23 protein-coding genes and 1 pseudogene are annotated in these 26,920 nt (G+C 53.2%); 21 read left to right on the forward strand and 3 right to left on the reverse strand.

Annotated features, from left to right (window positions below; translation table 11 throughout):
• The first annotated feature begins 89 nt into the window (after window positions 1-89).
• The gene (locus tag VIJ98_RS21825) at window positions 90-1,253 is read left to right on the forward strand and encodes an MFS transporter (protein WP_323271461.1); all 1,164 of its coding nucleotides are present in this window, start codon (window positions 90-92) and stop codon (window positions 1,251-1,253) included.
• Window positions 1,250-1,633 (forward strand): VOC family protein, encoded by a 384-nt coding sequence (locus VIJ98_RS21830; RefSeq protein ID WP_008106220.1) that lies wholly within the window; start codon window positions 1,250-1,252, stop codon window positions 1,631-1,633. The genes VIJ98_RS21825 and VIJ98_RS21830 overlap by 4 nt, the downstream gene beginning before the upstream one ends.
• Before the next feature lie 45 nt (window positions 1,634-1,678).
• On the opposite strand, the gene VIJ98_RS21835 is transcribed toward VIJ98_RS21830, so the two are convergent.
• Together VIJ98_RS21835 and VIJ98_RS21840 are read right to left on the reverse strand one after the other, a co-directional pair.
• Complete coding sequence (locus VIJ98_RS21835; protein ID WP_323271462.1) at window positions 1,679-2,671, reverse strand: sugar phosphate isomerase/epimerase family protein; 993 nt, start codon at window positions 2,669-2,671, stop codon at window positions 1,679-1,681.
• Window positions 2,672-2,886: 215 nt separating this feature from the next.
• A complete protein-coding gene (locus VIJ98_RS21840; RefSeq protein WP_323271463.1) occupies window positions 2,887-3,387 on the reverse strand; it encodes a GNAT family N-acetyltransferase in 501 nt (166 codons plus the stop codon).
• Window positions 3,388-3,564: 177 nt separating this feature from the next.
• On the opposite strand from VIJ98_RS21840, the gene VIJ98_RS21845 reads away from it, so the two are divergent.
• The 3 genes from VIJ98_RS21845 (at window position 3,565) to VIJ98_RS21855 (ending at window position 11,173) form a co-directional block, all read left to right on the forward strand.
• A complete protein-coding gene (locus tag VIJ98_RS21845; RefSeq protein ID WP_323271464.1) occupies window positions 3,565-6,753 on the forward strand; it encodes an autotransporter outer membrane beta-barrel domain-containing protein in 3,189 nt (1,062 codons plus the stop codon).
• A gap of 154 nt (window positions 6,754-6,907) precedes the next feature.
• A complete protein-coding gene (locus tag VIJ98_RS21850) occupies window positions 6,908-7,558 on the forward strand; it encodes a response regulator (RefSeq protein WP_407330477.1) in 651 nt (216 codons plus the stop codon).
• 9 nt (window positions 7,559-7,567) lie between these two features.
• Window positions 7,568-11,173, forward strand: coding sequence for a transporter substrate-binding domain-containing protein (locus VIJ98_RS21855; protein ID WP_323271466.1), 3,606 nt, complete (start codon window positions 7,568-7,570; stop codon window positions 11,171-11,173).
• 17 nt (window positions 11,174-11,190) lie between these two features.
• On the opposite strand, the gene VIJ98_RS21860 is transcribed toward VIJ98_RS21855, so the two are convergent.
• A complete protein-coding gene (locus VIJ98_RS21860) occupies window positions 11,191-11,793 on the reverse strand; it encodes a response regulator transcription factor (protein ID WP_258145233.1) in 603 nt (200 codons plus the stop codon).
• A gap of 317 nt (window positions 11,794-12,110) precedes the next feature.
• Here VIJ98_RS21860 and VIJ98_RS21865 point away from each other — a divergent pair, with 317 nt between their 5' ends.
• From VIJ98_RS21865 to VIJ98_RS21940, 16 genes and pseudogenes are all read left to right on the forward strand, one after another.
• Window positions 12,111-13,019 (forward strand): polysaccharide deacetylase, encoded by a 909-nt coding sequence (locus VIJ98_RS21865; protein WP_323271467.1) that lies wholly within the window; start codon window positions 12,111-12,113, stop codon window positions 13,017-13,019.
• A 17-nt stretch (window positions 13,020-13,036) separates the two neighbouring features.
• The gene (locus VIJ98_RS21870; RefSeq protein WP_154183526.1) at window positions 13,037-13,444 is read left to right on the forward strand and encodes a nuclear transport factor 2 family protein; all 408 of its coding nucleotides are present in this window, start codon (window positions 13,037-13,039) and stop codon (window positions 13,442-13,444) included.
• Between the two features lie 76 nt (window positions 13,445-13,520).
• Window positions 13,521-15,107: an ABC transporter substrate-binding protein gene (locus tag VIJ98_RS21875; protein WP_323271801.1), complete on the forward strand. Its 1,587-nt coding sequence runs from the start codon at window positions 13,521-13,523 to the stop codon at window positions 15,105-15,107.
• A gap of 71 nt (window positions 15,108-15,178) precedes the next feature.
• On the forward strand, window positions 15,179-16,141 hold the full coding sequence (locus VIJ98_RS21880) for an ABC transporter permease (RefSeq protein WP_008106202.1): 963 nt from the start codon (window positions 15,179-15,181) through the stop codon (window positions 16,139-16,141).
• Window positions 16,142-16,150: 9 nt separating this feature from the next.
• On the forward strand, window positions 16,151-17,104 hold the full coding sequence (locus VIJ98_RS21885; protein WP_154191324.1) for an ABC transporter permease: 954 nt from the start codon (window positions 16,151-16,153) through the stop codon (window positions 17,102-17,104).
• A 10-nt stretch (window positions 17,105-17,114) separates the two neighbouring features.
• Window positions 17,115-18,098, forward strand: a complete 984-nt coding sequence (locus VIJ98_RS21890; protein ID WP_179452604.1) for an ABC transporter ATP-binding protein — start codon at window positions 17,115-17,117, stop codon at window positions 18,096-18,098.
• Entirely contained in the window at window positions 18,095-19,099 is a 1,005-nt protein-coding gene (locus VIJ98_RS21895) for an ABC transporter ATP-binding protein (RefSeq protein WP_154191319.1), read from the forward strand. The genes VIJ98_RS21890 and VIJ98_RS21895 overlap by 4 nt, the downstream gene beginning before the upstream one ends.
• A 20-nt stretch (window positions 19,100-19,119) precedes the next feature.
• Complete coding sequence (locus tag VIJ98_RS21900) at window positions 19,120-20,310, forward strand: amidohydrolase family protein (protein WP_323271468.1); 1,191 nt, start codon at window positions 19,120-19,122, stop codon at window positions 20,308-20,310.
• Window positions 20,310-21,800 carry a chlorohydrolase family protein gene (locus VIJ98_RS21905; RefSeq protein WP_323271469.1) on the forward strand — a complete coding sequence of 497 codons (1,491 nt, stop codon included), beginning with the start codon at window positions 20,310-20,312 and terminating at the stop codon, window positions 21,798-21,800. Before VIJ98_RS21900 ends, VIJ98_RS21905 begins: the two co-directional genes overlap by 1 nt.
• Window positions 21,793-23,016 (forward strand): amidohydrolase, encoded by a 1,224-nt coding sequence (locus VIJ98_RS21910; RefSeq protein WP_323271470.1) that lies wholly within the window; start codon window positions 21,793-21,795, stop codon window positions 23,014-23,016. The genes VIJ98_RS21905 and VIJ98_RS21910 overlap by 8 nt, the downstream gene beginning before the upstream one ends.
• A gap of 46 nt (window positions 23,017-23,062) precedes the next feature.
• Window positions 23,063-23,761 (forward strand): GntR family transcriptional regulator, encoded by a 699-nt coding sequence (locus tag VIJ98_RS21915; RefSeq protein ID WP_323271802.1) that lies wholly within the window; start codon window positions 23,063-23,065, stop codon window positions 23,759-23,761.
• Complete coding sequence (locus VIJ98_RS21920; protein ID WP_323271471.1) at window positions 23,761-24,264, forward strand: GNAT family N-acetyltransferase; 504 nt, start codon at window positions 23,761-23,763, stop codon at window positions 24,262-24,264. The genes VIJ98_RS21915 and VIJ98_RS21920 overlap by 1 nt, the downstream gene beginning before the upstream one ends.
• A gap of 70 nt (window positions 24,265-24,334) precedes the next feature.
• The gene (locus tag VIJ98_RS21925) at window positions 24,335-24,778 is read left to right on the forward strand and encodes a VOC family protein (protein WP_323271472.1); all 444 of its coding nucleotides are present in this window, start codon (window positions 24,335-24,337) and stop codon (window positions 24,776-24,778) included.
• A gap of 87 nt (window positions 24,779-24,865) precedes the next feature.
• Window positions 24,866-25,171, forward strand: a complete 306-nt coding sequence (locus VIJ98_RS21930) for a type II toxin-antitoxin system HigB family toxin (protein ID WP_323271473.1) — start codon at window positions 24,866-24,868, stop codon at window positions 25,169-25,171.
• Window position 25,172: 1 nt separating this feature from the next.
• Entirely contained in the window at window positions 25,173-25,529 is a 357-nt protein-coding gene (locus VIJ98_RS21935; RefSeq protein ID WP_061719434.1) for a type II toxin-antitoxin system HigA family antitoxin, read from the forward strand.
• 388 nt (window positions 25,530-25,917) lie between these two features.
• Window positions 25,918-26,877, forward strand: a pseudogene (locus tag VIJ98_RS21940) (ISNCY family transposase); the annotation flags it as partial.
• Window positions 26,878-26,920: the final 43 nt, after the last annotated feature.

A 26,920-nucleotide genomic window follows, 5' to 3' on the forward strand; every position in this document is an offset into this window, starting at 1 on the left:
GAGCATAATCGCGCAATGGCAAACACAATGTCAATCGCAATGTACCTCTGCAGAAATTCTGCTTATTAACCGCTCAAACGAGGAGTGAAATGATTTATAAACCCCAAAGCATCACCCCAAGTCACGCCACACGACTGACGTTCTTTATCGCCGGATTTGTGACTGCGACCTGGGCGGTGATTGTGCCTTTCGCGCGCAATAACACCGGCGTTAACGAGGCGATGCTTGGCACATTGCTATTATGTCTGGGATTTGGTGCGCTAATCGCCATGCCCGTTACTGGATTACTCACCAGCCGCTTTGGTTGCCGCAGGGTGATCATCGTTGCAATGGGGTTAATCATCCTTAGCACGCCACTGCTCGCCGTGATTGCGAATCCTTTACTGCTTGGCCTGGCTTTGCTGATTTTTGGCGTTGGTGTTGGCGTGACAGATTGCGCGATGAACATTCAGGCTATTCTGGTGGAGAAACAATCCTCAATTCCACTGATGTCTGGTTTTCACGGCATGTATAGCTTCGGCGGTATTGCCGGTGCCGGCGTAATGACATTGCTGCTGTCGCTGGGAATGACCGTTTTAGCCGGAACGCTGCTGGTGACTTTTGCGGTGATTATCCTCGCCGTGCTCAGCTATCCGGGACTTCTGACCTATGCCAATCCTAAAGAAGGACCAGCCTTCGCCGTGCCGCGCGGAAGCGTATTGCTGCTGGGACTCATTTGCTTCGCGGTATTCCTGACCGAAGGAACGGTACTGGACTGGAGCGCCGTCTATTTGACCCAGGCTCGAAATATGCCTGAGACGTTAGGTGGACTGGGTTACACCTGCTTTGCCATTGCGATGACTGCGGCCAGGTTGACCGGCGATCGCATTATCTCCACGTTTGGGCGTTTACCTGTAGTGTTGACGGGTGCCATCACTGCAGCAATTGGCTTGGCATTGGTCACTTATGTGCCATCGTGGCCGCTCTCTTTGGTGGGCTACGTTTTGATTGGCGCAGGCTGCGCCAACATTGTGCCGGTGATGTTTTCTGCCGTTGGGCAGCAAAAAGTCATGCCGCAGGCTGTCGCGGTGCCAGCAATGACCACCTTAGGTTATCTCGGCGTACTCAGTGGACCCGCAGTGATTGGCTATGTTGCGCACTTTAGTTCTCTGACTTTTGCATTTTCACTGATTATGGCGCTGATGCTGGTGGTTGCGGCATTGTCACTCACGCTAAATCTGGGCGAGAAAACAACCGCGAGGGAGAACGCATGAAAATCGCACATGTGGCATTGTGGACGCGCAACTTAAGTGCCCAAAAATCCTTCTGGCAGGATTTTTTTGCCGGGACATCCAATGAACTTTACATCAGCAAAAACCGTCCAGGTTTTCGCTCTCATTTCATCAGTTTGCTCGAAGGTCCAACCTTAGAATTGATGAGTCTTGACGATTTAGCAGCAGGACCTCATGGGAAAGAGCTGACTGGATGGGCGCATATCGCGATTCATGTTGGTTCCAGGCAAGAGGTGGATTCGATGGTTGCCAAAGCAAGCGAGCAGGGGATTTTAGTCAGCCCGGCCCGTACCACCGGCGATGGCTTTTACGAAGCCATCATTCGCGATCCGGATGGTAATCTGATCGAGATTGTCGGTTGAATCTAAACGCGCAGCCAGAACCTATCAGGCTGCGCGTTTAGATGCTTACTGTTCTATGCTGGTCAGCAGCGCATTCTGAATAATTCTTTGCGCTTTCAGTGGGTTTTGCTCGCGCTGTGCTTCCTGTAATGCGGCGATATCCAGCTTATCCAGCGCGCGATAGATATGCTTGAGGAAACGAATCGAGAGATTGGCAGCTTCTACATGATCTTCGCGGAACGGGAATTGATCGAGCTGCCACACGCCGTCCCAGTTGTTGATCTTCAATACATAGAAGAACTCAAAAATCTCGGTCATGTGTACGGTGCCGACGACCAGATCGTCATCCCAGCCGCGCAGGTTGTCGTTGACGTCCATACCAAACAGGCGGCCGCGATCGATAATCAGCTGGGCGGAATCCGCTGGCGACTCCCCAGCAAACAGCGCATGACCGAAATCGAGCAATACGCCGACGTTATCCAGGCCAATGTCCTCGATGCCGAGCAGAGTACGCGCGGCTGAATCCCAGGTCATTTTCACGCGCGGTTCACGCGGCTTGTACTCAATAGCAAATTTGACGTCCGGATTGGCGCTCGCCAGTTCGCGCATGCCATCCACCGCCATCTTCCACAAGTTTTTATGATCGACCTGGAACGGATAATCCCAACCGTCCTGACCTGGCCAGACTTTTACGTAGTTAGCGTCCAACTCACGCACCACGGTGGCCGCTTCATGCATCAAATCAAAAGCCTGTTTACGAATGGCGGCATCTGGATTGGTGAAGGCACCGCGTGAGAAGCGGCGCAGATAGATTTCCGGGGTCACGCCAATCGCTTTCAGTCCGGCATCGGCCAGCGCTTGTTTCACCTGCCCGACCGTTACGCCTTCGGTGAACGGATAGGGCACATCAACGTAGGAAAGGTCCTCGACGCTGCCAGCGAGTTTGATCTGATCAAGGGTGCTGAGTGCCGGTCCGTAACCATCTACGGCGTAACGATCGATATAGTTGGCAAAGTGCCACAAGCCGGCACCGAATTTCGGATACGTGTAGGAACTCATTCGACCTTCTCCTCAGATGATTGCATTCGTGAATATATATTCACATTGGATTATATATTCCATTCTGCGCCTCGATGTGCGCACTTAACCAGCAATCAATGGAGAAAATGCAACCACAATCACACAAAATGTGCTCGCAACCGTAGGGTCGCCATGAATGGCGACCTGGATTTGTGCGCAATTTGAAAGCAAAGGGGAAATCAAAAAAGAAAGGACTAACCAATAAACGAAAATACCGAATAACTTTTTCCCGAGAATTCAAACTCAGCAACCACGCTCATGCCCATATTCACATGCGCTTTAAGTGAGGCGACATTATCATTGCGAATAAACAACACACCTTCTTTTCCTGCCACACGTGGACGTAGTGCAGCGAACATCTGTTTAGCTAATCCCTGATTTCGTGCCTCACTACTGACGCAAATAGGGCCATATAAAAATGCGTTATCGCTGCCGGAATAACTTTCGAGCATAGCTTTAATAATCGGCATGTCAGCGTTTTTGGTTAATGTCGAGGTCATTAAAAATCCCAGCACCTTATCGCCAGAACGTGCAACGATCACCGGCATTTCAGCCATCATCTCAGCAATTACCGATTCTGGAAGAGCAGCGGAGAGCGTGCCGTTATTGGCAGCGAGATTCTGTTCCTGTAAGTACGAAATTCCCTGGATATCTCGGCTTGTCCCGACACTTATTTCAATTGCATTAGTGTTCATATCAATCCTTTAATGGCGTTCATTTTTTTGAGAATTGTCTGATCGGAAATGTCCTACAAATCTATAGGACGCGTCAGACTAATCCTTCCAGTGCGACTTCCTTATAGTCCTCTTCAACAAAATCCTGCATGCCTCATACCGTTGCGAGGCGCTAGAAAATAGAGAAGAGAAACTGGAATGAATAAAGTTTATCGCGTTATCTGGAATAGTTCACAGCGTTGCATGGTGGTGGTTTCTGAACTCGCGAATAGTCGCGGCAAAAGCAACAATACTGCCGGTATTATTCCCGCAGTCGTTCGATGCCCAAAAATGCTGCAGCTGATAACGGCTGGCGGATTATTGGCAGTCAGCACCGCAGGCTATGCATCCAATCCACAGGTTGTTGATAACACAACGGCAACTTTCGAAGGTGAAACCGTCATGACGGCGCGTGCCGAGTCGGCGATGATCGTTAAGGGCTCAGCCGCTAACGCTATTTTTGATAATGGATTTATCAGCGCATCTGCGCCTACGGCGAACGCTGTGCAAGTGCAGGATGGCGCGACTTTTGATGTTCGTAACAGCACCATGCAAACGTTCCAGACACCTGTGATGACCGTTCTGAGTGGCTCAACTGCGAAAATAGCCAATAGCGAGCTATCCACCATTTCAGGTTCTGCGGCTTTGATTGTCGGTGAAAAGAGTCTGGTGACCGGCAATAACGTGCGCCTCATCAGTAGTAAAGATGGCATGTTAGTTGACGATGCCAGTGTGAAGATCACCGGTTTGAATATTCGTGCAACCGGTACTGGCGGCGGTACAAACACTGCAATCACGGCCACCAACGGCAGCAACATCGATCTTGATACGGCGACGTTGTTGACTGAGGGTGTTGGCGGGCATGGCATTTATGCCAATGCTAGCGATATTAGTGCCAACAATATTGATATTACGACGACCAATGCCAGCGCACGTGGCGTTCTTGCTTCAGGTGCTGCAACTCACGTCATGCTAAACGGTGGTTCCATCAACACGCAAGGTGCTAATGGCCATGGGATTCAGGCAACCGCAGGCGCGTCTGTAGATGTAAGCAATATGGATATTACCACCACCGCACTGCGTCAGGCGGGGAGTAACGGCGCGGCGGCAATTTTTGCTGACACTGATGCAAGAGTAAATGCCGATTCACTCAACTTAACCAGCGCAGGCAGTGCGATCTGGATTAGAAAAGCCCAGATTAATGCGAATAATCTGCATATAACGCAAACTTCGGATGCTTATGGTCCGATGGTCTGGGGCTTTTCAGGTTCACAACTGAATCTAACTAACAGTGTTTTGACGCTAGGCGAAGGTCTATCAAATTCGCAGGGTATCTATGTTGATGCTGGCACGGCAAACCTTGATGGCGTCACCATCACCGGCAACAACGGCGGCACCGCTATTGTAACCCGTTACAACGGAACCCTGCATGCCAACAATCTTGATATCGCCATCAATAATGCCAATGGTGGCTTTGCAACAGGCCTTTATCTCAGTCGTGGCGCAAGCCAGACCACTGCAAATGTTAGCAACTCTAAAGTAGTCGTAAACGGAAGTAATGCGGCTGGTATTCGCTCTGAAGTTGGCGCGGTGCAAACGGTGAATCTCACCAACACCTTGATTGCCTCGGATAACGTGGCAGCCAAAGCCGATGCGAGCTCCGCACTGCTCATCAACGCCGATGCGTCGACACTTACGGGCAAAACGCTGATTCAAGGCGGCACAGCCAACAGCACCAATGCTGTTGTTGGTTTTATTCGTCTGAATGCCACCAATGGTTCACAACTGTTGGGCGATGCGGCAATCGACAAGCTTTACACCCGCGATAGCCTGATTGCGTTGGACAATGCCTCAGCATGGCAAGGTGCGGCAAAAGGCTTGCATCAACTGACGCTGGATAACGGCAGCCAATGGGCAATGACTGAGGATTCTGATGTCGGCAGCATCAATCTGAAGAACAGCCAAATCGTCTTTATGCACAACGATAGCGGTTTCAGGGAGCTAACCGTAGACGGTGATTTTAATAGTGACAACGGTACGCTGGTAATGAACAACGTGCTGGCTGGCGATGACTCGCCGCACGACCAGTTGGTGGTGAATGGCAATACATCTGGCAACACGCAGGTTGTGATTAACAAAGCGGGCGGTAACGGTGCGCAGACCTTGCAAGGTATCGAACTGATTTCCGTCGCCGGTGAATCAAATGGCGAATTTACCCAGCAAGGGCGTATCGTCGCAGGTGCCTATGATTACCATCTGCAACGTGGAATCGACAGCAACAGTAAGAACTGGTATCTGGTGAGCGGCGAAACGCCAGTTACTGCACCCGATCCCGATCCGGTAGGCGGCGATGGCGACTTTGGCGGCCCAGTAATTACGCCTCCGCCAGCAGGGAAAATGACGCTACGTCCTGAGGCCGGCAACTATATTGCTAACATCGCAGCCTCCAATACGCTGTTTAACCTGCGCCTGCACGATCGCGGCGGTGAAACACAGTATGTTGATGCCCTGAGCGGCGAGAAAAAAGTCACCAGTCTGTGGATGCGTAATCTGGGCGGTCATCAGCAGGTGCGTGACAGCTCCGGGCAGCTGAAAACCGAAACCAATCGTTATGTCCTGCAAATGGGCGGCGATCTGTTAACCACGGACAATCTGCACATTGGCGCTATGGCGGGATATGGCAACGCGCGCAGCAACACCGATTCGAACGTGACCGGTTATCGTTCTCAGGGCCATACCACCGGTTATAACCTCGGCGTTTACGGCACCTGGTATCAGCAGCCTGAACAGCAAACCGGTGCCTATGTGGATAGCTGGTTGCAGTACAGCTGGTTTAATAACAGCGTCAATGGCGATCATTTAAGCGCCGAGCGCTATCAGTCACGTGGTTTCACCGCCTCGCTGGAAAGCGGTTATAGCTGGAAACTGGGTCAGGACAGCTATAACAACAGCTACTTTATCGAGCCTAACGCGCAGTTTATCTGGATGGGCGTGAAAACTGATGATGTGACTGAAGCCAATGGTACGCGCGTAACTAGTCAGGGCGATGGCAACGTGCAGTCGCGTTTAGGCGTCCGCGCCTCAATGAAAACAGCGGGCGAAAACGGTCAGACGGTGTTCAAACCTTATCTGGAAGCCAACTGGATCAATAACAGCAAGACTTTTGCCACCTCGCTGGACGGCGTGAAAGTAAGCGCGCAGGGCGAGAAGAATATTGCTGAGCTGCGTGTCGGTGTTGATAGCCAACTGCGTTCCAACCTCAATTTGTGGGGCAGCGTTGGTCAGCAGGCAGGTAATAATCACTATCGTGATACCAGCGCAGCGATTGGTGTGAAATTGAGCTTCTAATCGCAATACTGCTCAGTAACGTACCGGGTGAATTTCACCCGGTTTTCTCGCTGACAGTAATAGTTGTGAAAACCAGGTTAATCTTAACGGTATTAGATACGGTTAATGTTTGATTGCAAAGGGGCTAATGATGGCCGTACAGGATAGGCTGGGCATGTCGGGAACCAGCAAAATAGTGACGGCGCTCATTGTCGACGATCATCCGGTGGTACGAACAGCGGTGGAAATGTTACTCACGCGAGAGAACATTGAGGTGATTGGCAAAGTTGCAGATGGCGCGGAAGCACTGCAGATGATGCGAAATTTACGGCCGGATCTGGTGATTCTGGATATTGCTATTCCTACCATCAATGGACTTGAGGTGATTACCCGTGCTCGTGCCGCCAGTATGGCAGTTAAAATCCTGGTGTTTACTTCTCAGAGTGCCGCTTCGTTTGCTGGCCGCTGTCGCCGAGCTGGCGCTTCAGGTTTTGTGGAAAAAACGGAAACCTTAGAAGACTTACTGGATGCCATTCGCGCTGTGCGAGCGGGCTACACCTTTTTCCCGGCTGAAGATTTCCTGCAAATCGAGACGTTGCAAGCTTCATCGCATACGGAGAGTGAAAAACTCGCCACGCTTACCGATCGCGAAATGATGGTGCTGATCTACCTCGCCAAAGGTTATAGCAACATCGAAATCGCCAATGAACTAACGTTGAGCAATAAAACCATCAGTACCTACAAAACCCGATTGCTGACGAAACTCGGCGTCAAAACACTGGTAGATCTGATTGTTATCGCCAACCGCAATAATCTGGTGGGCTGATCACGCGTTATGGCTAACTCCCTGAAAAAAATCGGTCTTGCTCTGCTGCTGTTTACTTCATGCTATGTGCTGAATGAAGCGATGGTCTCCGCCGCCGAGCAGGTATTAAACCTCAAACTGCTGAGCCGTTCGCCCCAGCTTAATCATCTTCCGTCACAAGGTTTTAATACAGAACAGCAGCAATGGCTGGCGACCAAACCGCAACTCACCGTTGGCATTGCCAGGCCTTCATATCCACCTTTTACCATCATCAACAATCATGCGGAGCTGGAAGGGATCACGGCAGACTATGTGGGACTTCTAGCGGCCATCATCAATAAAACGGTAAAAATCCGTCTGTTTTCCAGTCAAAAAGCGGCGGAAGAAGCCCTGAACGCTGGCACGGTGGATTTGCTGGGTTCCGTCACCCAATTTGATAATGATGGCAACAAGGTCGTGCGCACTGAACCCTACGCAAGTGAGCAAGCGATTCTGGCGATGCGCAGCAATAACAGCCGCACGCTAAGCAGCGATTTGGCAGGCGAACATATCGCGATGGCCAGCGGTTATCTGCCTTTGGAATGGGTTCAGCGACAATATCCGCTGGCCAGTATTCAAACCTATCCTAGCTATCAGCAAGCCATTGGCGCGGTGGCGTTTGGTGATGCCGACGTATTCCTTGGCGATCTTTATCCGATCAGCCGAAATTTTATTAATAATATTCGCGTGGTTAACTTCGCCGATTTCCCGGCTAAAGATCTCGCGTTTGGCGTGCGATCGACTCATCCGCTTTTGCAGCAAATCGTTAATATTGCGCTGCAGGAGATTAACAATGAAGAGCGATTAAATATCCTGCAGCGCTGGCATGTAGGCCGCAGCGCCAGTGTATTAAATCAGCAGATATTCCAACTGAGTGATGCAGAAAAACAGTGGATAAAACAACACAACAAAGTGCGTGTCGTCGCCATTGATGGTTTTGCGCCGCTAACCTTCACCGATGACGAGGGTAATTATCGCGGCATCACCGTCGATATGCTGGCGCAAATTCGTCTGCGCACCGGACTCGATTTCGAAATGGTGAGCGCGCGTGATGTCAGCGAAATGCAGACCATGTTGAAAAATAATCAGGCCGATATGATTGGTGCATTAACGCCAAGCACAACTCGTAAGAATGACCTAATGTTCAGTCGCGCCTATTTTACCAGCGCTTTCGTGATGGTGGTGCGTCAGCAGCCCAATGCCGCGCGCAACCTGAATGAGCTCAATGGTAAAAAGCTGGCAGTAATCAATGGCACCGGCATGGCGACCTATATTCGTAGTCGCTATCCGTTGGTGAAACTGGTCGATGCCGCCAGCGCCAGTGATGCGCTGGCGATGTTGAATCGTGGCGATGTGGATGCCGCAGCCAATACGCTCGCCAACTCCGAATATCAAATCGCGCGTTATTATCGTAATCGCATGCGCATCAGCGCCACGCTGAATGAATCGCCGGCGTTTCTCTCGTTTGCCGTGCCGCCGCAATCACCAGAACTGCTGAGCATTATCGATAAAGTAATGCTCAGCATTCCGCCAGATGAAATGGATGTCATCGGCAATCTGTGGCGTCCAAATAACATGGTGTCGTCCGATAATTTCTGGCGCGAGAACCGCATCTTTATATACAGCGCTGCAGCATTCGCCACGGCGCTGATCTTAGTGTCATTGCTTTGGGCTATTTGGCTGCGCCGGCAGATTCGGATCAAAATACGCGTGCAGCGCGAGTTGAACGATCAGCTGGAATTCATGAACGACATGATTAACGGCACGCCGAATGCGACCTATATCCGCGATGCCAGCGGCACATTAACCCAATGTAATGAAAGTTATCTGCAATTTCTCAATGCCACGCGCGAACAGGTGATTAATCAGTCGCTGTTTAAACGCGATGTCTTTCACGATAAGCAGCAGAACAGCCAATATATTCAGGACTTTTATCAGGTGCTGAGCAGCGGCACGCCAATATTTAAAGATCGTACCTTTGTGCATGCTTCCGGTGCGGAGAAAACGATTTTTCACTGGCTGCTGCCTTACCGCGATGCCAGCGGCAATGTGAAGGGCGTTATTGGCGGCTGGCTGGATGTCAGTGAGCGGCGCGTATTACTTGAAGCGCTAAATGAGGCCAAAGAGCAAGCCGAGGACGCTAACCGCGCCAAAACGCAGTTCCTCTCAACCATGAGTCATGAGATTCGCACACCGCTCAATGCGGTAATCGGCATGCTGGAAATGGCGCGGAAATCAGCAGATAAAAATCGGGTTGATCATCAGGCGTTAGACGTCGCTTTTAGCTCGGCGAATGAGTTGGTGGAGCTGCTCGGCGATATTCTCGACATCGCGCGCATTGAAGCCGGCAAATTGACGCTGCAGCCAGAGCGCTGCAACGTGCAGGCACTTTGTCAGTCGGTGGTGCGCGTGTTTTCCGGTATGGCGGCGCAGAAAAACCTCGATCTGCATCTGTCCGTTGATCCGCAAACCGGGCCCGCGCTGTGGCTCGATCCTCTGCGCTTTAAACAGATCCTCTCCAATCTGATTGGCAACGCGATCAAGTTCACCGCCAGCGGCAGCGTGAGTGTGGATGTCAGGCTGACACATCATGAACGTTGGCAGATTACCGCCACCGTGCGCGACACCGGTAAAGGCATTTCTCTGGCCGATCAGCAAAAACTGTTTACGCCGTTTAGTCAGGTGGGACAAAACGGCGAGCAGGTAAAACGTGGCACCGGTTTGGGTTTGACCATCTGTAAAACACTCTGTGAAAAGATGGATGGCGATATTCAGCTGCACAGCGAACTGGGTAAAGGCAGCGAAATTGTGGTGCGCGTGATGGCGGATGCGCTACCGGATGACATCGCTGAGGCCACTACAATTGCTGAGCTGCCCGCCGAGCATAGCAGCGTTCCGCTACGCATCCTTATTGTTGATGATTCCAGCGTTAACCGCTTGCTGTTAACTCGTCAGCTGCATTTCCTCAGTCATCAGGTAATTGAGGCGGAAGAGGGCGCGCAGGCGCTGGCAGCATGGCATCAGCAAAGATTTGACGTGGTGATCACCGATTGCCGCATGCCGGTGATGGATGGTTATCGACTCGCACAGGCGATTCGTCGTGAAGAGCAGCAGCGGGATCGGCCACGCTGTTTGGTTTTAGGTTTTACCGCCAACGCCTTGCCGGAAGAGCGCGATCGCTGCCGTGAAGCCGGCATGGATGGCTGCCTGTTTAAACCCAGCACCTTGCAGGATCTGCAAAACTGGCTCGGTAAGGGCGTGCTGCAAAACGCAGATGAAGGAGTATTACAGCTGGCGGCGGGCGATGAACAGTGGAGCGCGCAATTACGGGCGGAATTAATCGAAAGCTATCAGCAGGATATCGTGGCATTGACGGTCGCGCTGAGCAGCGACGATCGCGAGCAGCTAGGTGAACTGGCGCATAAGATTAAAGGCAGCGCTGGCATTACCGGGGCGAACGCGCTGGTAGCGAAATGTGTTGCGCTGGAAGAGAACTGCGAGGATGAATCGATTTCTCGTGCGATTTTGTCCGCATCAGGGCGTGAGCTGCTGGCGGAGATTCGGCTGGAGATCGCGAAGAACGGTGGTCGCCATTAATGGCGACCCTACGTTGATTACATCTTTGCTTGATAACCCATACGACTTAACCGGCTAAATAACTCTTTATTATTGGCGCAGTTGAGCTTGCGAATAATACTTTGCCGATGATGGCTAATGGTTTTACAACTGAGATGCAGTTTATGCCCGATATCGGTGAGATTGCTGGTTTGCCCCAGCATGCGCAATAAGCCAAATTCACGCGGTGAAAGAGTTTGTTTGGTGCGGCGAACACCAACAGCAAACTCCGCAGATGACGGCAAACCTAATACAGCATCTGAAAGCTGTTTCAGGCTGCATGTTTTCGACAGAAAGGTAACGCCCGCCAGCACGCCAACCACATAGCTGGTTACCGCTTTCTCATGCAGATCGGTCAGCACAATAATTCGCGTTGCCGGAGATGAGCGCTGCACTTTAAGCAGCAGCTCGGTGAAGTACTGCACATCGCGGCCATAAGCGGTTAATTCGCTGATAAGCACATCGGTTCCTGCTACTTTGCTTAACGCTACGTCCACATCGTCACTATCAATATTTTTAATCTGAATGAATTTCCCGGCAAAATAACGCGAAATCCCTTCGGTAATCCATCTGTTATTGTCTATCAGCGTTAATGACAACATAGTTATCCCCATCCTTATTATGCTGCTATTAAAGCGCGATGGCGGCGCGATAAATATCGGACAGGGGAAGGGAGGTTTGTATGAAATTTCCTAAATTCGTTTTTGCGCATTTTTAGGGCAGATGCTGCACCAACAGCTTAACTTTTACTCTTTTTCCTACGTACTTGACCCCGCAAGTCTCAACCCAAAGAAAGAAAATTCCGATGAAAAACCCGCAAATTCCTCGCGTTAAGAAATATTGCTAGCAATAAAGCTAGAGTGGCATATCCCTTGCTTTACTCCTGACATCGCAAGATGTGTTCAATCAGGAGGCCGTTATGTCATCGCCGCAGGTTATGTGGGATATCGCCAGCCATCAGCGTTACGCCTACAGCTCAATCGAACATCAGGTATTGCCCGTCTGGCCAAAAGGTAAAGGACTGGCGCTGTATATCGCCATGAATCTGGAGCATTTCGCGTTTGGCTTGCCGGAAGGCGCCAAGCTGTCGCAAGGGGCGAATCGCCTCGACGTACTGAACTATGCGTGGCGCGACTACGGAAATCGGGTGGGCGGTTGGTATCTGGCCGATCTGTTTGCCGAACTGGCTATTCCGCCAGCGGTGATCGCCAACACAGCGATCATCGATTATTGCCCACAGTTGCTGGATCGCTGGATAAGTCTGCCCGGCAGTGAACTGATTGGCCACGGTCATACCAACTCGCAGCGCCAGGGCGAACTGAGCCGTGAAAATGAGTTTGCGCTGATCGCCCGCTGCCAGCAGCGACTCACCGAATATCAGCAACGTCCGGTGGCGGGTTGGCTGTCGCCGTGGATCTCCGAAAGCCATGACACGCCCGACTTACTACGCCAAAACGGCTTCAGCTACACCCTGAACTGGGCGCATGACGATCGTCCGGTTGCGCTGCAAACGTCGCACGGCGATCTGCTGTCGGTGCCGTATCCGCAGGAGATCAACGATATTCCCACCATCATTCCTAATGGCACCTCGATTGAAACCTTCTGCAGCATGATCGAAAGCCAGTTCGCCGAGATGAAACTGCGCGCCGAACAGCGCCCGCAGGTGATGGGCATCGCGTTGCATCCTTACATCGTCGGTCAGCCGTTCCGGCTTCATCACTTGCGGCAGACATTAAAGAACATTATCGCGCAGTGTGAAGACGTATGGATAACCACGCCTGGCGAGATCGCCGCGCATTCACTGAACGTAACCAACAACGTCGCCTGATATCACTGGAGAACAGCATGACCGCAGCATTAACAGCAGTAGAGATCGTGAAAGAGTTTCTGGCGGCGTCGATGGCGCCGGACCCAGACCGAGCCGCCGCGCTGATGGCCGCGGACGTGGTCATCACCTTTACCGGCAAGCGCGTGATGCCCACCGTACATGGCGTCACCGCGTTTAACGCCGGGCGCTATCAATGGGTGAAAAAGCAGTTGGGCGAGTTTGACTGGATGGAGAAAAGTCCCGGTCATGTGGTGGTGTACTGCACCGGCTTTCTTTATGGCGTTTGGCCGGATGGACGTGAATTCGCCGGTAATCGCTATCTCGATCGTTATGAAGTGATTGCAGGGCGCATTACAAAAATGGATGTGTGGAACGACAGCGCCGAGTGGATTCTGACGCCAGAGCTGAATCAGTCACCACGTTAATAACAAACAAATCAACTGGCATTGGCTTTGCATGCATTGCTAGCAATAACCTTAGCAAACTAATGAGAGATCAATGATGAAGCAACTTTTTCTGTCGTTGTTAGTAGCAGGATCGTTAGGTGTGGTCAGTCACGCGGCGCTGGCGGAGAACGTGGTGCGCTGGGCAACCGATGCCGATATCCCGACGCTGGATCCGGATGCCTACGCATCTACCAAAGCACTGACCTTTCAGAATCACATTTATGAATCGCTGGTGCAGCGAGATAACGATCTGAAAATCCAGCCGTGGCTGGCGCTGAGCTGGCAGCAGATCGATGACACCACGCTGCGCTTCAAACTGCGCGAAGGGGTGAAATTTCATAATGGCGACGAGCTGACGTCAGAAGATGTGGTGGCATCGGTGGCGAGGGTCACAGATCCGGCTTCGGGTATTCGCGCGAACGCCTCAACCATTAAAGACGCGGTGGCGGTAGACAAATACACCGTGGATATTCATCTGGTGAAGAAAACCGGCATCGCCATCAACGAGCTGACCGGCGTGATGATCATGGATAAGAAGTGGCTCAGCGAGCATAACGCACTGAAGCCTACCGATATCAGCCAGGGCACGGAAGGTTACGCCACCAACAATACCAATGGTACCGGGCCGTTTATTTTGCAGAGCCGCCAGCGTGATACGCAGATGGTGCTGGTACGCAATCCTGACTGGTGGAATGCCGCTGCCGGCACCACCAATATCGACAAAATCATTTTTAAACCAATCTCATCCGATGCCACGCGCCTCTCTGGCCTGCTGGCGGGTGAATACGATTTGGTGACCTCGGTGCCGTTGCAGGATATTCAGCGTCTGCAAAACAATCCTGCCGTGCAGCTGCAGGTGAGCCCGTCGTTACGCGTTGATTATCTGGCGCTCAATATGCGCGACACCCTGAATGCCAAAAACGCCAAAGCGGAGAACCCGCTGAAAGATATTCGTGTGCGTCAGGCGCTGTACATGGCGATTAATCGCGAAGCGATCACGCAAAAAGTGATGCGCGGTCTGACCAAACCAACCAATAACTATCTGGCGCCGGATATTCCGGGTTATGACGCTAAGGCGGGCGTGGATTATCCATACGATCCAGCGAGGGCCAAAGCACTGCTGGCGGAAGCCGGTTATCCGCAAGGCTTCAACCTTAACTTTGATTGCCCGGAAGGCACCTACATCAATGCTCCGCAATGGTGCCAGGCGGTGCAGAGTTACTGGTCGAAGATTGGCGTGAAAGCCGCGCTGAATGTGCATCCGGCCAGCGTCTATGACCCGATTCTGGTCAATGGCCGCACCGATGTCGGCGTGCTCGGCTGGGCCAACCTGCCGATCATGGATCCCTACAGCGTGGCGGTGCAGCTGCTGCACACCAGTAACGGAAAAAGCCTCGGCACCTTTAACATCCCGCGCTACAGCAATCCGGCGGCAGACAAGCTGATCGACGACTCGGTCGGCGAGCTGGATAACACCAAGCGCATTGCCATGCTGAGCCAGGCCGTCGCGCTGGCGAATAAAGATCTGCCTTATCTGCCGATGCACTTTGAACCCACCGTTTGGGCGATGAGCAAAAAACTGACGCTGAAACAGACGCCAGATAATGTGCAGCGCCTGTGGTACGGCAAGGTCAGCAACTAAATCTGCCAGGTCATCCACCTCAGTTAAGCGTAAATCGGTCGCCATAAATGGCGACCCTTCGGGAGGCCGTTATGGTGTTTTTTGTGCGCAAGTTACTGCAGGCATTTATGTTGCTGGCGGGTGTGGCGCTGCTCTCTTTTATTCTGTTTCAGTATCTTGGCGATCCGGTGGCCAGCATGCTGCCGGAAAGCGCCACAGAGGTGGAGCGTGCCGCGTTGCGCACCAGTCTTGGCCTCAACGATCCGGTGATTGTGCAGTTCTGGCACTACATCACGCGCCTGCTGCACGGCAACTTTGGCATCTCCTATTACAACCAGGTTTCGGTGTTCCAGCTGATCATGGAACGCCTGCCGGCCACGCTGGAACTGGTGTTTGTGTCGGTGGTGATGGCGATGGCCATCGGCTTCCCGCTCGGGGTTTGGTCAGCCATCAGCCGCAACAAACTGCTGAAAGAGGGCGTGCAAATCCTGTCGCTGATTGGCGTTTCGCTGCCGTGGTTCCTCACCGGCATCATCCTGATTATCGTGTTTTCGGTGTGGCTCGGCTGGTTTCCCTCCAGCGGTCGCGGTGAAGTGGTGAAAATCGGCTTCTGGAGCACCGGCTTTCTCACCGCATCCGGTTGGCACTCGATTGTGCTGCCGGCGCTTTCGCTCGGTTTGTCGATGGTGACCATCATCATGCGTCTGATTCGCACCGAGATGCTGGAAGTGATGAAGTCCGATTACGTCAAATTTGCCCGCGCGCGCGGCATCGAAAACTATCGCATCTGGTTTCGTCATGCGCTGAAGAACGCGCTGCTGCCGGTGGTAACGGTAATTGGTTTACAGATTGGCGGTTTGATTGCCTTCGCCATTGTGATTGAAACCGTCTTCCAGTGGCCGGGCATGGGCTTGCTGCTGATTCAGTCGATCAATTTCGTCGATGTACCGGTTCTTTCCGGCTATCTGCTGTTTACCGCCCTGATTTTTATCGTGATCAACACGCTGGTTGATCTGTTGTATTACCTGATCGACCCGCGCATGCGGGCTCAGTAAGGAGTTGCCATGATTAACGATAATGTCCCGTTACGCCGTCGTACTCGCCTGGCTCAGCAGTGGCGCGCCTTTACCGATAGCGATCTGCTGTGGCTGTTCTGGCGCAGCAAAAGCACGGTGGTGGCCTTCACTTGCTGCCTGCTGATTTTGCTCTGCTCGCTGACCAGCCACTGGATTGCGCCACACAACGTGTTCGATACCACTACGTTTGACCTGATGGATTCGGAATTGCCGCCATCGTGGATGAGCGGAGGCGACGCGCGTTTCTGGCTGGGAACTGATGTGCAGGGGCGCGATATTTTGTCGCTGATGCTCTACGGCCTGAATATCTCGCTGATTATTGGCGGGATCAGCGTGCTGTTATCGGTGCTGCTCGGCGTGGCGCTGGGCGTGTTAAGCGGCTATTTCGGTGGCTTGGTGGACACGCTGATCATGCGTTTTGCCGATGCGATGCTGAGCATTCCCACCATTATGTTCACGCTGCTGGTCAGCGGTGTGGCGCGCGTGGTGATCCCAAAAGAGCTGATGGGGCACTTTGCACCGGCTATTCTCACCGGCGCGATTGCGTTAACCGGATGGATGCAATACGCCCGCACGGTGCGCGGCTTGACCATGCTGGAGAAAGGGCGCGAATACGTGATGGCTTCGCGCATCAGCGGCGCCAATCATCTGCACATTATGCTGCGCCACATCGTGCCGAACGTGCTGCGTCCGGTGCTGGTGATGGCAACGCTGCATCTGGGCGTGGCGATTCTGACCGAAGCGACGCTCTCGTTTCTTGGCGTCGGCATGCCGCCGGATCAACCTTCGCTAGGCACCTTAATCAATGAAGGCAATCAGTATCTGTTCTCCGGACAGTGGTGGATTGTGGCTTTCCCTGCCGCGCTGCTGGTAATCCTGTCTCTGTCATTCAACATGCTGGGCGATTGGTTGCTGGACGCCCTTAACCCGAAATTACGTTAGGAGCCTCAGGATGCAGCCAGCCAACGAGACGTTACTGGACGTCAGAGATCTCAGCATTGAGTTTCTCCATCGCAAGGGTAATTTGCAGGCGATACACCATCTGTCGCTCAGCATGCAGCCGGGAGAAGTGCTCGGCATGGTCGGCGAATCCGGCGCGGGGAAATCGCTGACCGGCGCGGCCATCAGCGGCCTGTTGCAGGAGCCCGGCCGCGTTAAGAACGGTGAGATTTGGTTTCAGGGCCAGCGTATTGATAACCTGGATGATGACGCGCGTCGCCAACTGCGCGGCAAAGCCATTAGCTGTATTTTTCAGGATCCGCTCACCAGCCTCAATCCGGTGCTGACCATTGGCCAGCAACTGACTGAAACCATCCGCACCCATTTACCGCTCTCGGCGGCGCAAGCCAGCGAACGCGCCATCAACCTGCTGACCGAAGTGGGGATGAGCAGCCCGGCGCAGCGTATGCATCAATATCCGCATCAGCTTTCCGGCGGCATGCGGCAACGTGTGGTGATTGCGCTGGCACTGTGCGTGGATCCGCAGTTGGTGATCGCCGATGAGCCCACCACCGCGCTGGATGTGTCAGTTCAGGCGCAGGTATTACGCGTGCTCAAGCGTCTCTGTCAGCAGCACGGCACCGCAGTAATGTTAATCACCCATGATATGGGCGTGGTAGCGGAAGTGTGCTCGCGAGTGGCGGTGCTCTACGCCGGTCGCATCGTCGAAATGGGGCCAGTGGAAGAGGTAATTCGTTCGCCCAAACATCCGTATACGCGCGGCCTGATTAACTCGATTCCCTCGATGCGCGAACGGCATGAGTTTCTGGCACAGATCGACGGTGCGATGCCGCGCCTTAATACGCTGCCGGGCGGCTGTGCCTTTCATCCTCGCTGTCCACATGTCACTGAGCGCTGCCAACGACAACAACCGGAGATGCAGTTCAGCCATTTGTCACAAATCGCCTGCTTTTATCCGTATGGAGAGACGCCATGAAAAGTGAAAAAGCGCTGCCGCCGGAAGTATTAAGCGTGCGCGATCTGCACATTCGTTTTCAGCTCGGACGCGAAAAGCGGACTTCGCTGTTTCGGCGCGGAGCGAAGCGTGAACTGCATGCGGTGCGCGGCATCAATATCTCTATCCGCCAGGGCGAAACCTTTAGCATTGTCGGTGAATCCGGCTGCGGAAAATCCACCATTGCGCGGGCGCTGGCCGGGCTTTATACGCCATCAGAAGGCTCGATAAAATTTGCCTGGCAAGGCGAGGTGAGCGACAGCCACAGCGCGCAAAATGGCACCCAGATGATCTTCCAGGATCCCTATGCCAGCCTCAATCCGCGCTGGCGCATCGGACGTTCGCTGGCCGAGCCGTTAGTGCTGAGTAAAAAGGTCGGCAGCACGCGGCAGGCAAGAAGCTATTGCGGACAACTGCTGGAGCAGGTTGGGCTTTCTGCTAACGATCTGGATAAGTTTCCCCATGAATTCTCCGGCGGTCAGCGCCAGCGCATCTCGATTGCTCGCGCGCTGGCCACGCAGCCAGGCTTCCTGATTTGTGACGAACCGACGTCGGCGCTCGACGTCTCGGTGCAGGCGCAGGTGTTAAATCTGATGCGTCGTTTGCAGCAACAGCACGGGCTGACCTACTTTTTCATCAGCCATAACATGGCGGTAATTTCCCACATCTCCGATCGGGTTGGCGTGATGTACCTTGGCCGTATCGTGGAGCAAGGCACGGTGGAGGAGATTTTTTCTCGACCCGCGCACCCGTACACGCGTCTGCTGATTGCCGCGATTCCACAGTTCGATAATCCCTCGACTGAACGTGAACCGATCGTTGGCGAAGCACCTAATCCGATGTCGCCGCCGCTCGGTTGTGCCTTTGCCGCCCGCTGCAGCCACGCCCAGCCGCTGTGTCAGCAAGCGATGCCGCCGGTGCATGATCTTTCTGATGAGCATCAGATTGAGTGTCATTTCCCTGCGGCCGTCGCCGCAGCTTAATCATCACAAGGAGATCGCCGATGGAAAGTGTGTTAATTCAAAATGTCATGCCGTTTGATGAAAATCAGCCCGTTGACCTGTTGCTCGAAAATGGCGTTATCGCGGCGCGTGGCCACTATTTGCCTGAGCCAGCAGACGCTAAAGTCATCGATGCCAGCGGTATGCAGGTATTTCCTGGCTTAGTAGATGGCCACGCTCATCTCGATAAAACCTTGCTGGGACGTGACTGGTATCGCAACGAGGTGCCGCGCAATCTGGCGGCGATCATTTCCAACGAGCGTGACTATCGCCGCGAGCAGCAGCCCGATCCGCAGTTGCAGTCAGAACGCATCACGCGTCGCGCCATCGCGGCAGGTACCTCATTTATTCGCACCCATGTCGATATTGATAACGAAATCGGTCTGGCGAATCTGGAAGGCGTGCTGGAAACACGGCGTCGGCTGGCCGATCAGGTGGATATTGAGATAGTGGCGTTTCCGCAAAGCGGCATTCTGCAAAGTCCCGGCACCGAAGCGCTGTTGGATCGCGCGCTAGACATGGGCGCCGAGCTGGTGGGCGGTTTAGATCCCTGTTCATACGATAAAGATCCGGTGCGCCATTTGCAGATCATCTTCGAGCTGGCGGTTCGTCACGCCAAAAAAGTGGATATTCATCTGCACGAACGCGGTGAACTGGGTGCGTTTAGCCTTGAGCTGCTGATTGGTTTTACCCGCCGCTATCAGATGCATAATCGCGTCACGCTCAGCCACGGCTTCTGTCTCGGCATGGTCGAACCGGCGCGCCAACAGCAGTTTGCCGAAGAGATGGCGGAGCTGGGAATGTCGGTTGCAACAACCGCACCGGCGGATATCGCGGTTCCGCCTTATGAATTGCTCACCGATGCTGGCGTGGCGTTTTGCGCTGGTAATGACGGCGTGCGCGATACCTGGAGCCCATACGGCAGCGGCGATATGCTGCAACGTGCCGTCACCATGGGACTGCGCTATCGCTGGCGTCAGGATCGGGAGATTATGCGCGCCGCGCACACCATTACCTTTGGCGGGGCTCGCGTGATGGCGCTGGACAATTATGGTTTGCAGCCCGGCAATCGCGCCGATTTAGTGTTGATTCCCGGCCGCAGCATGGTGGAAGCGCTGGTGGAGTTGCCGCGTGACCGTAAGGTGATCAAAGGCGGCAAACTGATCGCCGCTGACGGGGAGTGCCTGTTCTGATGAGCGAAAAAGTAACCCGACTGCGCGCCGCGTGGGTGGTGGGCTATCGCGATGGCGATCATTGCCTGCTGGCGGATGGCGAAGTGGTGTGGCAGGGCGAACGCATTCTGTTTGTGGGTTTTGATTATCCCGGCGAGGTGGATGAAGAGATCAATGCCGGGAATTGTCTGGTGGGACCGGGATTTATTGACCTTGATGCACTCGGCGATCTCGATACCACCGTGCTGGCCTTCGACAACCAGCCTGGCTGGAAAAAAGGGCGCATTGTCGCCGCTGACTGGCAGCGCCGCGATCTCTACAGCCGCGAGCAGCTCAACTTCGCCAAGCATTATGCCTACAGCCATTTGCTGCTTAACGGCATCACCAGCTTTGCGCCCATCACCTCGATTCTCTACCGTGAATGGGCCGAGGACGTTGATGAATATCTTTACGCTGCAGATGTGGCCGAATCATTAGGCGCGCGAGCGTGGCTCGGGCCGGCTTTTATGGCGGGTTACTACGCCAGCGATGAGCAGGGACAATTTTCGTGGATAGGCAACCGCGATCGCGCGAAAAAGGGGCTGGACGATGCGGTGAAGTTCTATCAGCGTCTACAGCAGCGCGGCGTTTCAACCTTAAGCGGCATGCTGGCTCCCGACAGGATCGAGGGAGGTGATGCCGTTTGGCTGAAAGATTTAGGTGACATTGTCACGTCACTCGCGTGTCCAACGCGGCTGCATTGTTGTCAGAGCGAGCTGGAAGTGCGGGAAATCGCCCGTCGCTATCAAGGGCGCAGTTCGCTGCAAGTGCTGGCCGACAACGGTTTGCTCAATCGCCACATGTTGTTGCCACACGGCCAGTTTCTCGGTGGATTGAACGCCGACGCAGCGCGTGTAGCAGAGGACATCGCGCGGCTGGCGCAGTCAGGTGCTTCAATCGTGGCTTGTCCGCTGGTATCCGGTCGCCACGGCAAATATCTCGAACATTATCCAGCACTTAAATCTGCGGGCGTTAATCTGGCGCTTGGCACCGATACGTTTCCCGCCGATATGTTCACCAATATGCAGATGGGCGTGGTGCTGACGCGCGTGGTCACCGGCGATATCTCAGCGGCCAGCGCCGCCGATTATTACCGCATGGCAACCTTGGGTGGCGCACAAGCGTTGGGACGCGATGATCTTGGCCGACTGGCGGCTGGATGTCAGGCCGATATGATGATGGTCAATCTTGACCAACCCGCGCTGGGACAAGTGTTCGATCCAATTACCACGCTGGTTTTGAATGGCAATGGTCGCGATGTCACCGGCGTGATTGTGGCTGGGCGCAAAGTGGTGTGGGAACGCGAACTGGTCAACAGCGGGCAGAGTGCGGCAGCTTTGCACGCCGCATCGCAGCAGGTATTTTCGCACATTATCTCAACTTATCCCGAACGAACCGTTAGGCATCCGCCGGTTGAGGAGATCGTGTCCTCCTCATTTCCTCGTGTGAACAGAGGCGTAAACCATGACTGATCACTATTTGCTCACCAACGTCAGGCTTGAAACCGGGTTTATCGAAATTAACGGCCATATTCAGGGCACCCAATGCGATCTCTTCACCATAGAAATCAAAGACGGGCGGATAGTGGCGATTCACGGGCAGAGAGAGGTGCAAAGCGCGCTGCCACAGCGTGATGCTGGCGGCATGCTGATGCTGCCAACTTTGCGCGATATGCATATACATCTCGATAAAACCTTTTACGGCCGCGCATGGCGAGCGGCGAAACCGAATAACGAGCAGGATATTTTCCAGATGATCGCGCTGGAGCAGCAGCTGTTGCCGACGCTGCTTGCCGATTCGGTCGAACATGCGCAGCAGTTGATCGCCTTGCTGCTAAGTAAAGGCACAACGGTGATTCGCAGCCATTGCAATATCGATCCGGTCAGTGGGCTGCGTAGCCTGGAACATCTGTTGCAGGCCTTAGACGCGTTTGACGGGCAGATAGCGTGCGAAATCGTGGCGTTTCCGCAGCACGGTTTACTGCGTTCTGGCGTGACTTCACTGATGCGCGAGGCGCTGGCGCTCGGCTGCCAGTGGACCGGCGGACTCGATCCTTCGAAGGTTGATGGCGATATGGCACGTTCACTCGACACCATGCTAAGTCTGGCGCATGAGAGCGGCACCGGCGTGGATATTCATCTGCATGAAGCCGCCAGTACTGGCATTGCATGTATTGATTATCTGTTGCACACGCTGAAACATGCGCCTGAACTGCAAGGGCGAGTGACACTCAGCCACGCTTATTGTTTAGCGCAAATCAGTGATGTTGAGGTGCAGGCGCTGGGTGAACGCATGGGCGCGCTGGGCGTGACTCTGGCGTCTGGTTTGCCGCTGGGCAAAAATGTGATGCCGCTTCCGCTACTGAAACAGTGCGGCGTCAAGCTGATGACCGGCACCGACAGCGTCATTGATCACTGGTCACCCTTCGGCACCGGCAGCATGCTGGAGAAAGCCAATTTGTGGGCGCAGCTGTATGGACGCGGCAGCGAATTTTCACTCAATCGAGCGTTGGCGATTGTCACCGGCGATATTTTGCCGCTGGATGAGCAGGGCGCGCGTATCTGGCCGCTGGCTGGCGACGCGGCTGATTTTATGCTGATTGACGCCAGTTGTTCCGCCGAAGTTGTGGCGCGTCAGCCAGCAATTTCAGCCAGTTACTTCCGTGGCCAGCAGGTTTACCACGCATAAATGATGTATATTTCGGGGGACTATTATGACCGATACAGGATTGAGTATGGGCGCGAAGCAAACCCCCAGACAAAAAGAGATCGCTCGCATTTATGAGTCGCTTACCATGGCGATTGCCCAGCACAAGCTGCGCCCCGGCACGCGCTTAATTGAGGCGCAGATTGTCGATGCGCTGAAAGCCAATCGCAACCATGTGCAGGCGGCACTGCAGCGCATGGCGTTGCAGCACATCGTCACCATCGAACCCAATGTCGGCGCGATCGTTGCGCAGCCGTCAGCCACCACCGCGCGTGAGATCTTCACCGCCCGCCATGCCATTGAATCGGCCATAGTTGCCTGCATTACACCGCAAAAAATGGCGGCGTTTGCCGTGCAATTGCAGCAGCAACAAAAAGAAGAACATGAAGCGATTCACAGCCAGGAACGGCAACGCGTTGTGTATCAGCTTGGCGCCTTTCATCTGCTGCTGGGCAAAATCGCCGATAACAAAGTGCTGGAAGATATTCTCAATAATTTGATGGTGTTAAGTTCGTTGATTGTGATGCTGTATCAGCGCAACGAGATGCCGGTTTGTCAGTGTGACGAGCATCAGCACATCATCGATGAACTGATTGCCGGAAATACCGCTAAGGCGCAGCAACTGATGCGCGATCATCTTATTGAACTGGAGCAGCAGCTGGATATTTCTGAAGCGTCACCGTATGCCATGACGCTGGTGCAAGCTCTTCATAAAGCGGAGGAATAATGGAATTAGAAACAACCCGACTGCGGCTGGAACCCTTTGAACTCGCGCATTTTGACGGATTACGGGCGATGGAAAACGACCCGGAAATTATGCGTTATATCAGTAATGGCGTGGTTAAAACGCCAGAAGAAACCCTCGCGAGTATTGAACGCGTTCAATCGCGCTGGCAGCAATATGGTTTTTCCTGGTGGGCGATACGGGAAAAAGAGTCTGGCGAAATCGTTGGTGCGTGCTGCCTGCAGCATTTAGCCAATCAGGATGGTGCGCCTTTGGAAATTGGCTGGCGTCTTAATGCTAATTATCACGGTAAAGGTTTTGCCACAGAAGCAGCGCAGGCGGTGGTTAAGTTTGCGGTTGAACATGTCGGCGTTAAATATCTGGTCGCGGTGGCCGATCCTGAAAATGCCGCTTCGCAAAAAGTGATGCAGCGGCTGGGCATGACCTACAAAGCGATTGAGCAACACTACGATGTGCCTTGCGTGGTGTATGAGCTGCGTATTTAGGCATTCGTGAACAAGTGCCATCAACGATTTATGACATATTCCAGTTCTGGTTATTTCACAGGAATGGAATATGAAACAGCACGATATTGGTTTTAGCCACATAGCGCTGCAAGTCAGAGATTTAGAACGCAGCATCGATTTCTATCAACGTTACGCAGGGATGCAGGTGATCCATGAGCGTGAACCAGGTATTGCAGAAGCGCAAAAAGTCGCATGGCTTTCTGATTTAACACGTCCGTTTGCGCTGGTGCTGGTGCAATCTCAAACCACGGTGGATACGCCTTTGGGGCCGTTTGGTCACATTGGCATTGCGTGTGACAGCAAAGAAGAGATTGATGCCAAAGTTGTTTTGGCAGAACGCGAAGGCGTATTACGCCGACCCGCGCAGCAATCATCCGCGCCAGTTGGTTATTGGGCATTCTTCGCCGATCCTGATGGCAACACGCTTGAGCTTTCATACGGCCAGCAGATTGGCCTTGAGATTATTACCAGCCGCCTTGATGCGGATGTTTGAGCAGAAGCGTCACTCGGAAGGGTGATGATAGTCCCAGCGCGGGATTTTTTTGTTGCAAATATCCCGCACTGGGACTACCATGTTTGCATGAACATCATTGCACTCGCACCATTAAAGGATTTTTGGACGGTTCATCCTGATTCAGAACAACCGTTACGCGCTTGGGTAGATGAAGTTAAAAAGGCCGACTGGCGTACCCCGGCAGATATAAAGGCGCAGTACGGAACAGCGAGTATATTAAAAAACAGTCGAGTTGTATTTAACATAAAAGGTAACGACTACCGTTTAATTGTTGCCGTTGCTTATGCTCATAAAAGGTTGTTCGTTAAGTTTATCGGTACGCATAAAGAATACGACAGGATAGACGCCAATACAGTAACACTGGAGCCCTGACATGAATATTAAACCGATTAAAACCGAGCAGGATTATCAAGAGGCGCTCCGCATCGTAGAGCCTATGTTTGATAATGAGCCCGTGCTGGGCTCACCTGAAAGCGATCTCTTTGAGGTAATGTGTCTGCTTATTGAAAACTATGAGTCAAAGCATTACCCAATTGCGCCACCTGACCCAATTGAAGCTATTAAATTCCGTATGGATCAGATGGGGCTGACAGCAAAAGATTTGGCTCCGGCAATTGGTCGTCAGAATCGCGTCTATGAAGTGTTAAACCGTAAACGCGAGCTAACGCTGCCTATGATTCGTAATCTGCATAAACAGTTCCATATTCCGTTAGAGAGCCTTGTTGGCTGAATCAGCATGCAATGAAATAAAACCGGCTAACGCAGCCGGTTTTTTATGCCTGTCATTTTATCAGTGCCTGCCAGAATAAAATTACAGCGGCGCGGCATGAATGATGCGCATGATACAGGCACTCCAGCAGTACACAAGCTGACGGGCTTTTATTTACCCATCACGCTATACGAAAGTTTGCGGACCAATGTGCTGCAACTTGCTCAGAATTCACGTAGCGACGCCATCACAGATTGTTGGTGAAGGAGGTGTTTGAAGGCAGGTGATGAGCTGAGGGTGATTTGAGTGCGCGTTCAGATGGTTCATTTAACATAATCATGATTATGCGCACCGAATATGAGGAGGCAAAGTAGTAATGTCCGCTTTGAGCTAAGCTGACATGGCCGCTTCGGGTGACCTGCTGAGGAACCATCGCTGGTTTGAGGAACGTGGTCCGGCCTGCACGCTGCTGGTTTACGTGGATGACGCAACCAGCCGCCTGATGCAGCTTCATTTCGTCCGCTCCGAGTCTACTTTCACCTATTTTCAAGCCACGCGCGGTTATCTCGAGCTGTACGGCAAGCCGCTGGCGTTTTACAGCGACAAGGCCAGCGTGTTCCGCATCAACAATAAAAATGCGGCCGGAGGCGACGGCCAGACGCAGTTCGGGCGCGCGCTGAACGAGCTGAACATCACCGGCATCTGCGCCAACACCAGTTCTGCTAAGGGACGCGTGGAACGTGCGCATCTCACGTTGCAGGACCGGCTGGTCAAGGAGCTCAGGCTGCGTGGCATCAGTACGCCTGATGCTGCCAACGCCTTTGCCGCTGAGTTTATGGCGGACTACAACCGTCGTTTCGCGAAGGCACCGAGGCACGACTTTGACGTGCATCGTCCACTCGATATTGATGACAACCTGAACCAGATATTCACTTGGCGCGAGCTGCGCAAGGTCTCAAAATCGCTGACGGTCCGCTACGATAAAATGCTGTTGCTGCTTGAAGATAACGATGACAGCCGCCGGGCGATGGGCAAGTATCTGGATGCCTGGCAGTACCCGGACGGCCGCGTTGAACTCAGGAGTCACGGTACGGTTCTTCCCTACTCTGCCTACGACCGGCTGTCTGAAGTTGACCAGGGTGCGATCGTTGACAACAAGCGGCTCGGCCACGCGCTTGCCGTGGCTAAGTTGATGCAGGACAAGCGTGATAATACGCGCTCGCAGGCGCTTCCCGCTGGAACTGGGCCAAGTCGCAGGAGTGCGAAGAAAGATCCAACAAAAAAACGGCAACGTGCGGTCAATGAGGATGATTTACTGGAGGCGATGATTGATTTACAGGCACGAAGTCAGGAGATATTTGGAAGTTGAAGTATTTATCAATATAATCAGAGCGATACCGACATTCACAAGG

The organism is Pantoea sp. S18, assembly GCF_045689705.1.
Classification (GTDB): domain Bacteria; phylum Pseudomonadota; class Gammaproteobacteria; order Enterobacterales; family Enterobacteriaceae; genus Pantoea; species Pantoea symbiotica.

Excerpts from the sequence above, each read along its gene's own strand:
- VIJ98_RS21850 (WP_407330477.1), top strand. The coding sequence starts at position 6,908 with ATGTCGGGAACCAGCAAAATAGTGACGGCGCTCATTGTCGACGATCAT.
- VIJ98_RS21840 (WP_323271463.1), bottom strand. The coding sequence starts at position 3,387 with ATGAACACTAATGCAATTGAAATAAGTGTCGGGACAAGCCGAGATATC.
- VIJ98_RS21875 (WP_323271801.1), top strand. The coding sequence starts at position 13,521 with ATGAAGCAACTTTTTCTGTCGTTGTTAGTAGCAGGATCGTTAGGTGTG.
- VIJ98_RS21910 (WP_323271470.1), top strand. The coding sequence starts at position 21,793 with ATGACTGATCACTATTTGCTCACCAACGTCAGGCTTGAAACCGGGTTT.
- VIJ98_RS21865 (WP_323271467.1), top strand. The coding sequence starts at position 12,111 with ATGTCATCGCCGCAGGTTATGTGGGATATCGCCAGCCATCAGCGTTAC.
- VIJ98_RS21890 (WP_179452604.1), top strand. The coding sequence starts at position 17,115 with ATGCAGCCAGCCAACGAGACGTTACTGGACGTCAGAGATCTCAGCATT.
- VIJ98_RS21925 (WP_323271472.1), top strand. The coding sequence starts at position 24,335 with ATGAAACAGCACGATATTGGTTTTAGCCACATAGCGCTGCAAGTCAGA.
- VIJ98_RS21830 (WP_008106220.1), top strand. The coding sequence starts at position 1,250 with ATGAAAATCGCACATGTGGCATTGTGGACGCGCAACTTAAGTGCCCAA.
- VIJ98_RS21860 (WP_258145233.1), bottom strand. The coding sequence starts at position 11,793 with ATGTTGTCATTAACGCTGATAGACAATAACAGATGGATTACCGAAGGG.
- VIJ98_RS21920 (WP_323271471.1), top strand. The coding sequence starts at position 23,761 with ATGGAATTAGAAACAACCCGACTGCGGCTGGAACCCTTTGAACTCGCG.
- VIJ98_RS21835 (WP_323271462.1), bottom strand. The coding sequence starts at position 2,671 with ATGAGTTCCTACACGTATCCGAAATTCGGTGCCGGCTTGTGGCACTTT.
- VIJ98_RS21855 (WP_323271466.1), top strand. The coding sequence starts at position 7,568 with ATGGCTAACTCCCTGAAAAAAATCGGTCTTGCTCTGCTGCTGTTTACT.
- VIJ98_RS21870 (WP_154183526.1), top strand. The coding sequence starts at position 13,037 with ATGACCGCAGCATTAACAGCAGTAGAGATCGTGAAAGAGTTTCTGGCG.
- VIJ98_RS21930 (WP_323271473.1), top strand. The coding sequence starts at position 24,866 with ATGAACATCATTGCACTCGCACCATTAAAGGATTTTTGGACGGTTCAT.
- VIJ98_RS21935 (WP_061719434.1), top strand. The coding sequence starts at position 25,173 with ATGAATATTAAACCGATTAAAACCGAGCAGGATTATCAAGAGGCGCTC.
- VIJ98_RS21915 (WP_323271802.1), top strand. The coding sequence starts at position 23,063 with ATGGGCGCGAAGCAAACCCCCAGACAAAAAGAGATCGCTCGCATTTAT.
- VIJ98_RS21825 (WP_323271461.1), top strand. The coding sequence starts at position 90 with ATGATTTATAAACCCCAAAGCATCACCCCAAGTCACGCCACACGACTG.
- VIJ98_RS21880 (WP_008106202.1), top strand. The coding sequence starts at position 15,179 with ATGGTGTTTTTTGTGCGCAAGTTACTGCAGGCATTTATGTTGCTGGCG.
- VIJ98_RS21900 (WP_323271468.1), top strand. The coding sequence starts at position 19,120 with ATGGAAAGTGTGTTAATTCAAAATGTCATGCCGTTTGATGAAAATCAG.
- VIJ98_RS21885 (WP_154191324.1), top strand. The coding sequence starts at position 16,151 with ATGATTAACGATAATGTCCCGTTACGCCGTCGTACTCGCCTGGCTCAG.
- VIJ98_RS21845 (WP_323271464.1), top strand. The coding sequence starts at position 3,565 with ATGAATAAAGTTTATCGCGTTATCTGGAATAGTTCACAGCGTTGCATG.
- VIJ98_RS21895 (WP_154191319.1), top strand. The coding sequence starts at position 18,095 with ATGAAAAGTGAAAAAGCGCTGCCGCCGGAAGTATTAAGCGTGCGCGAT.
- VIJ98_RS21905 (WP_323271469.1), top strand. The coding sequence starts at position 20,310 with ATGAGCGAAAAAGTAACCCGACTGCGCGCCGCGTGGGTGGTGGGCTAT.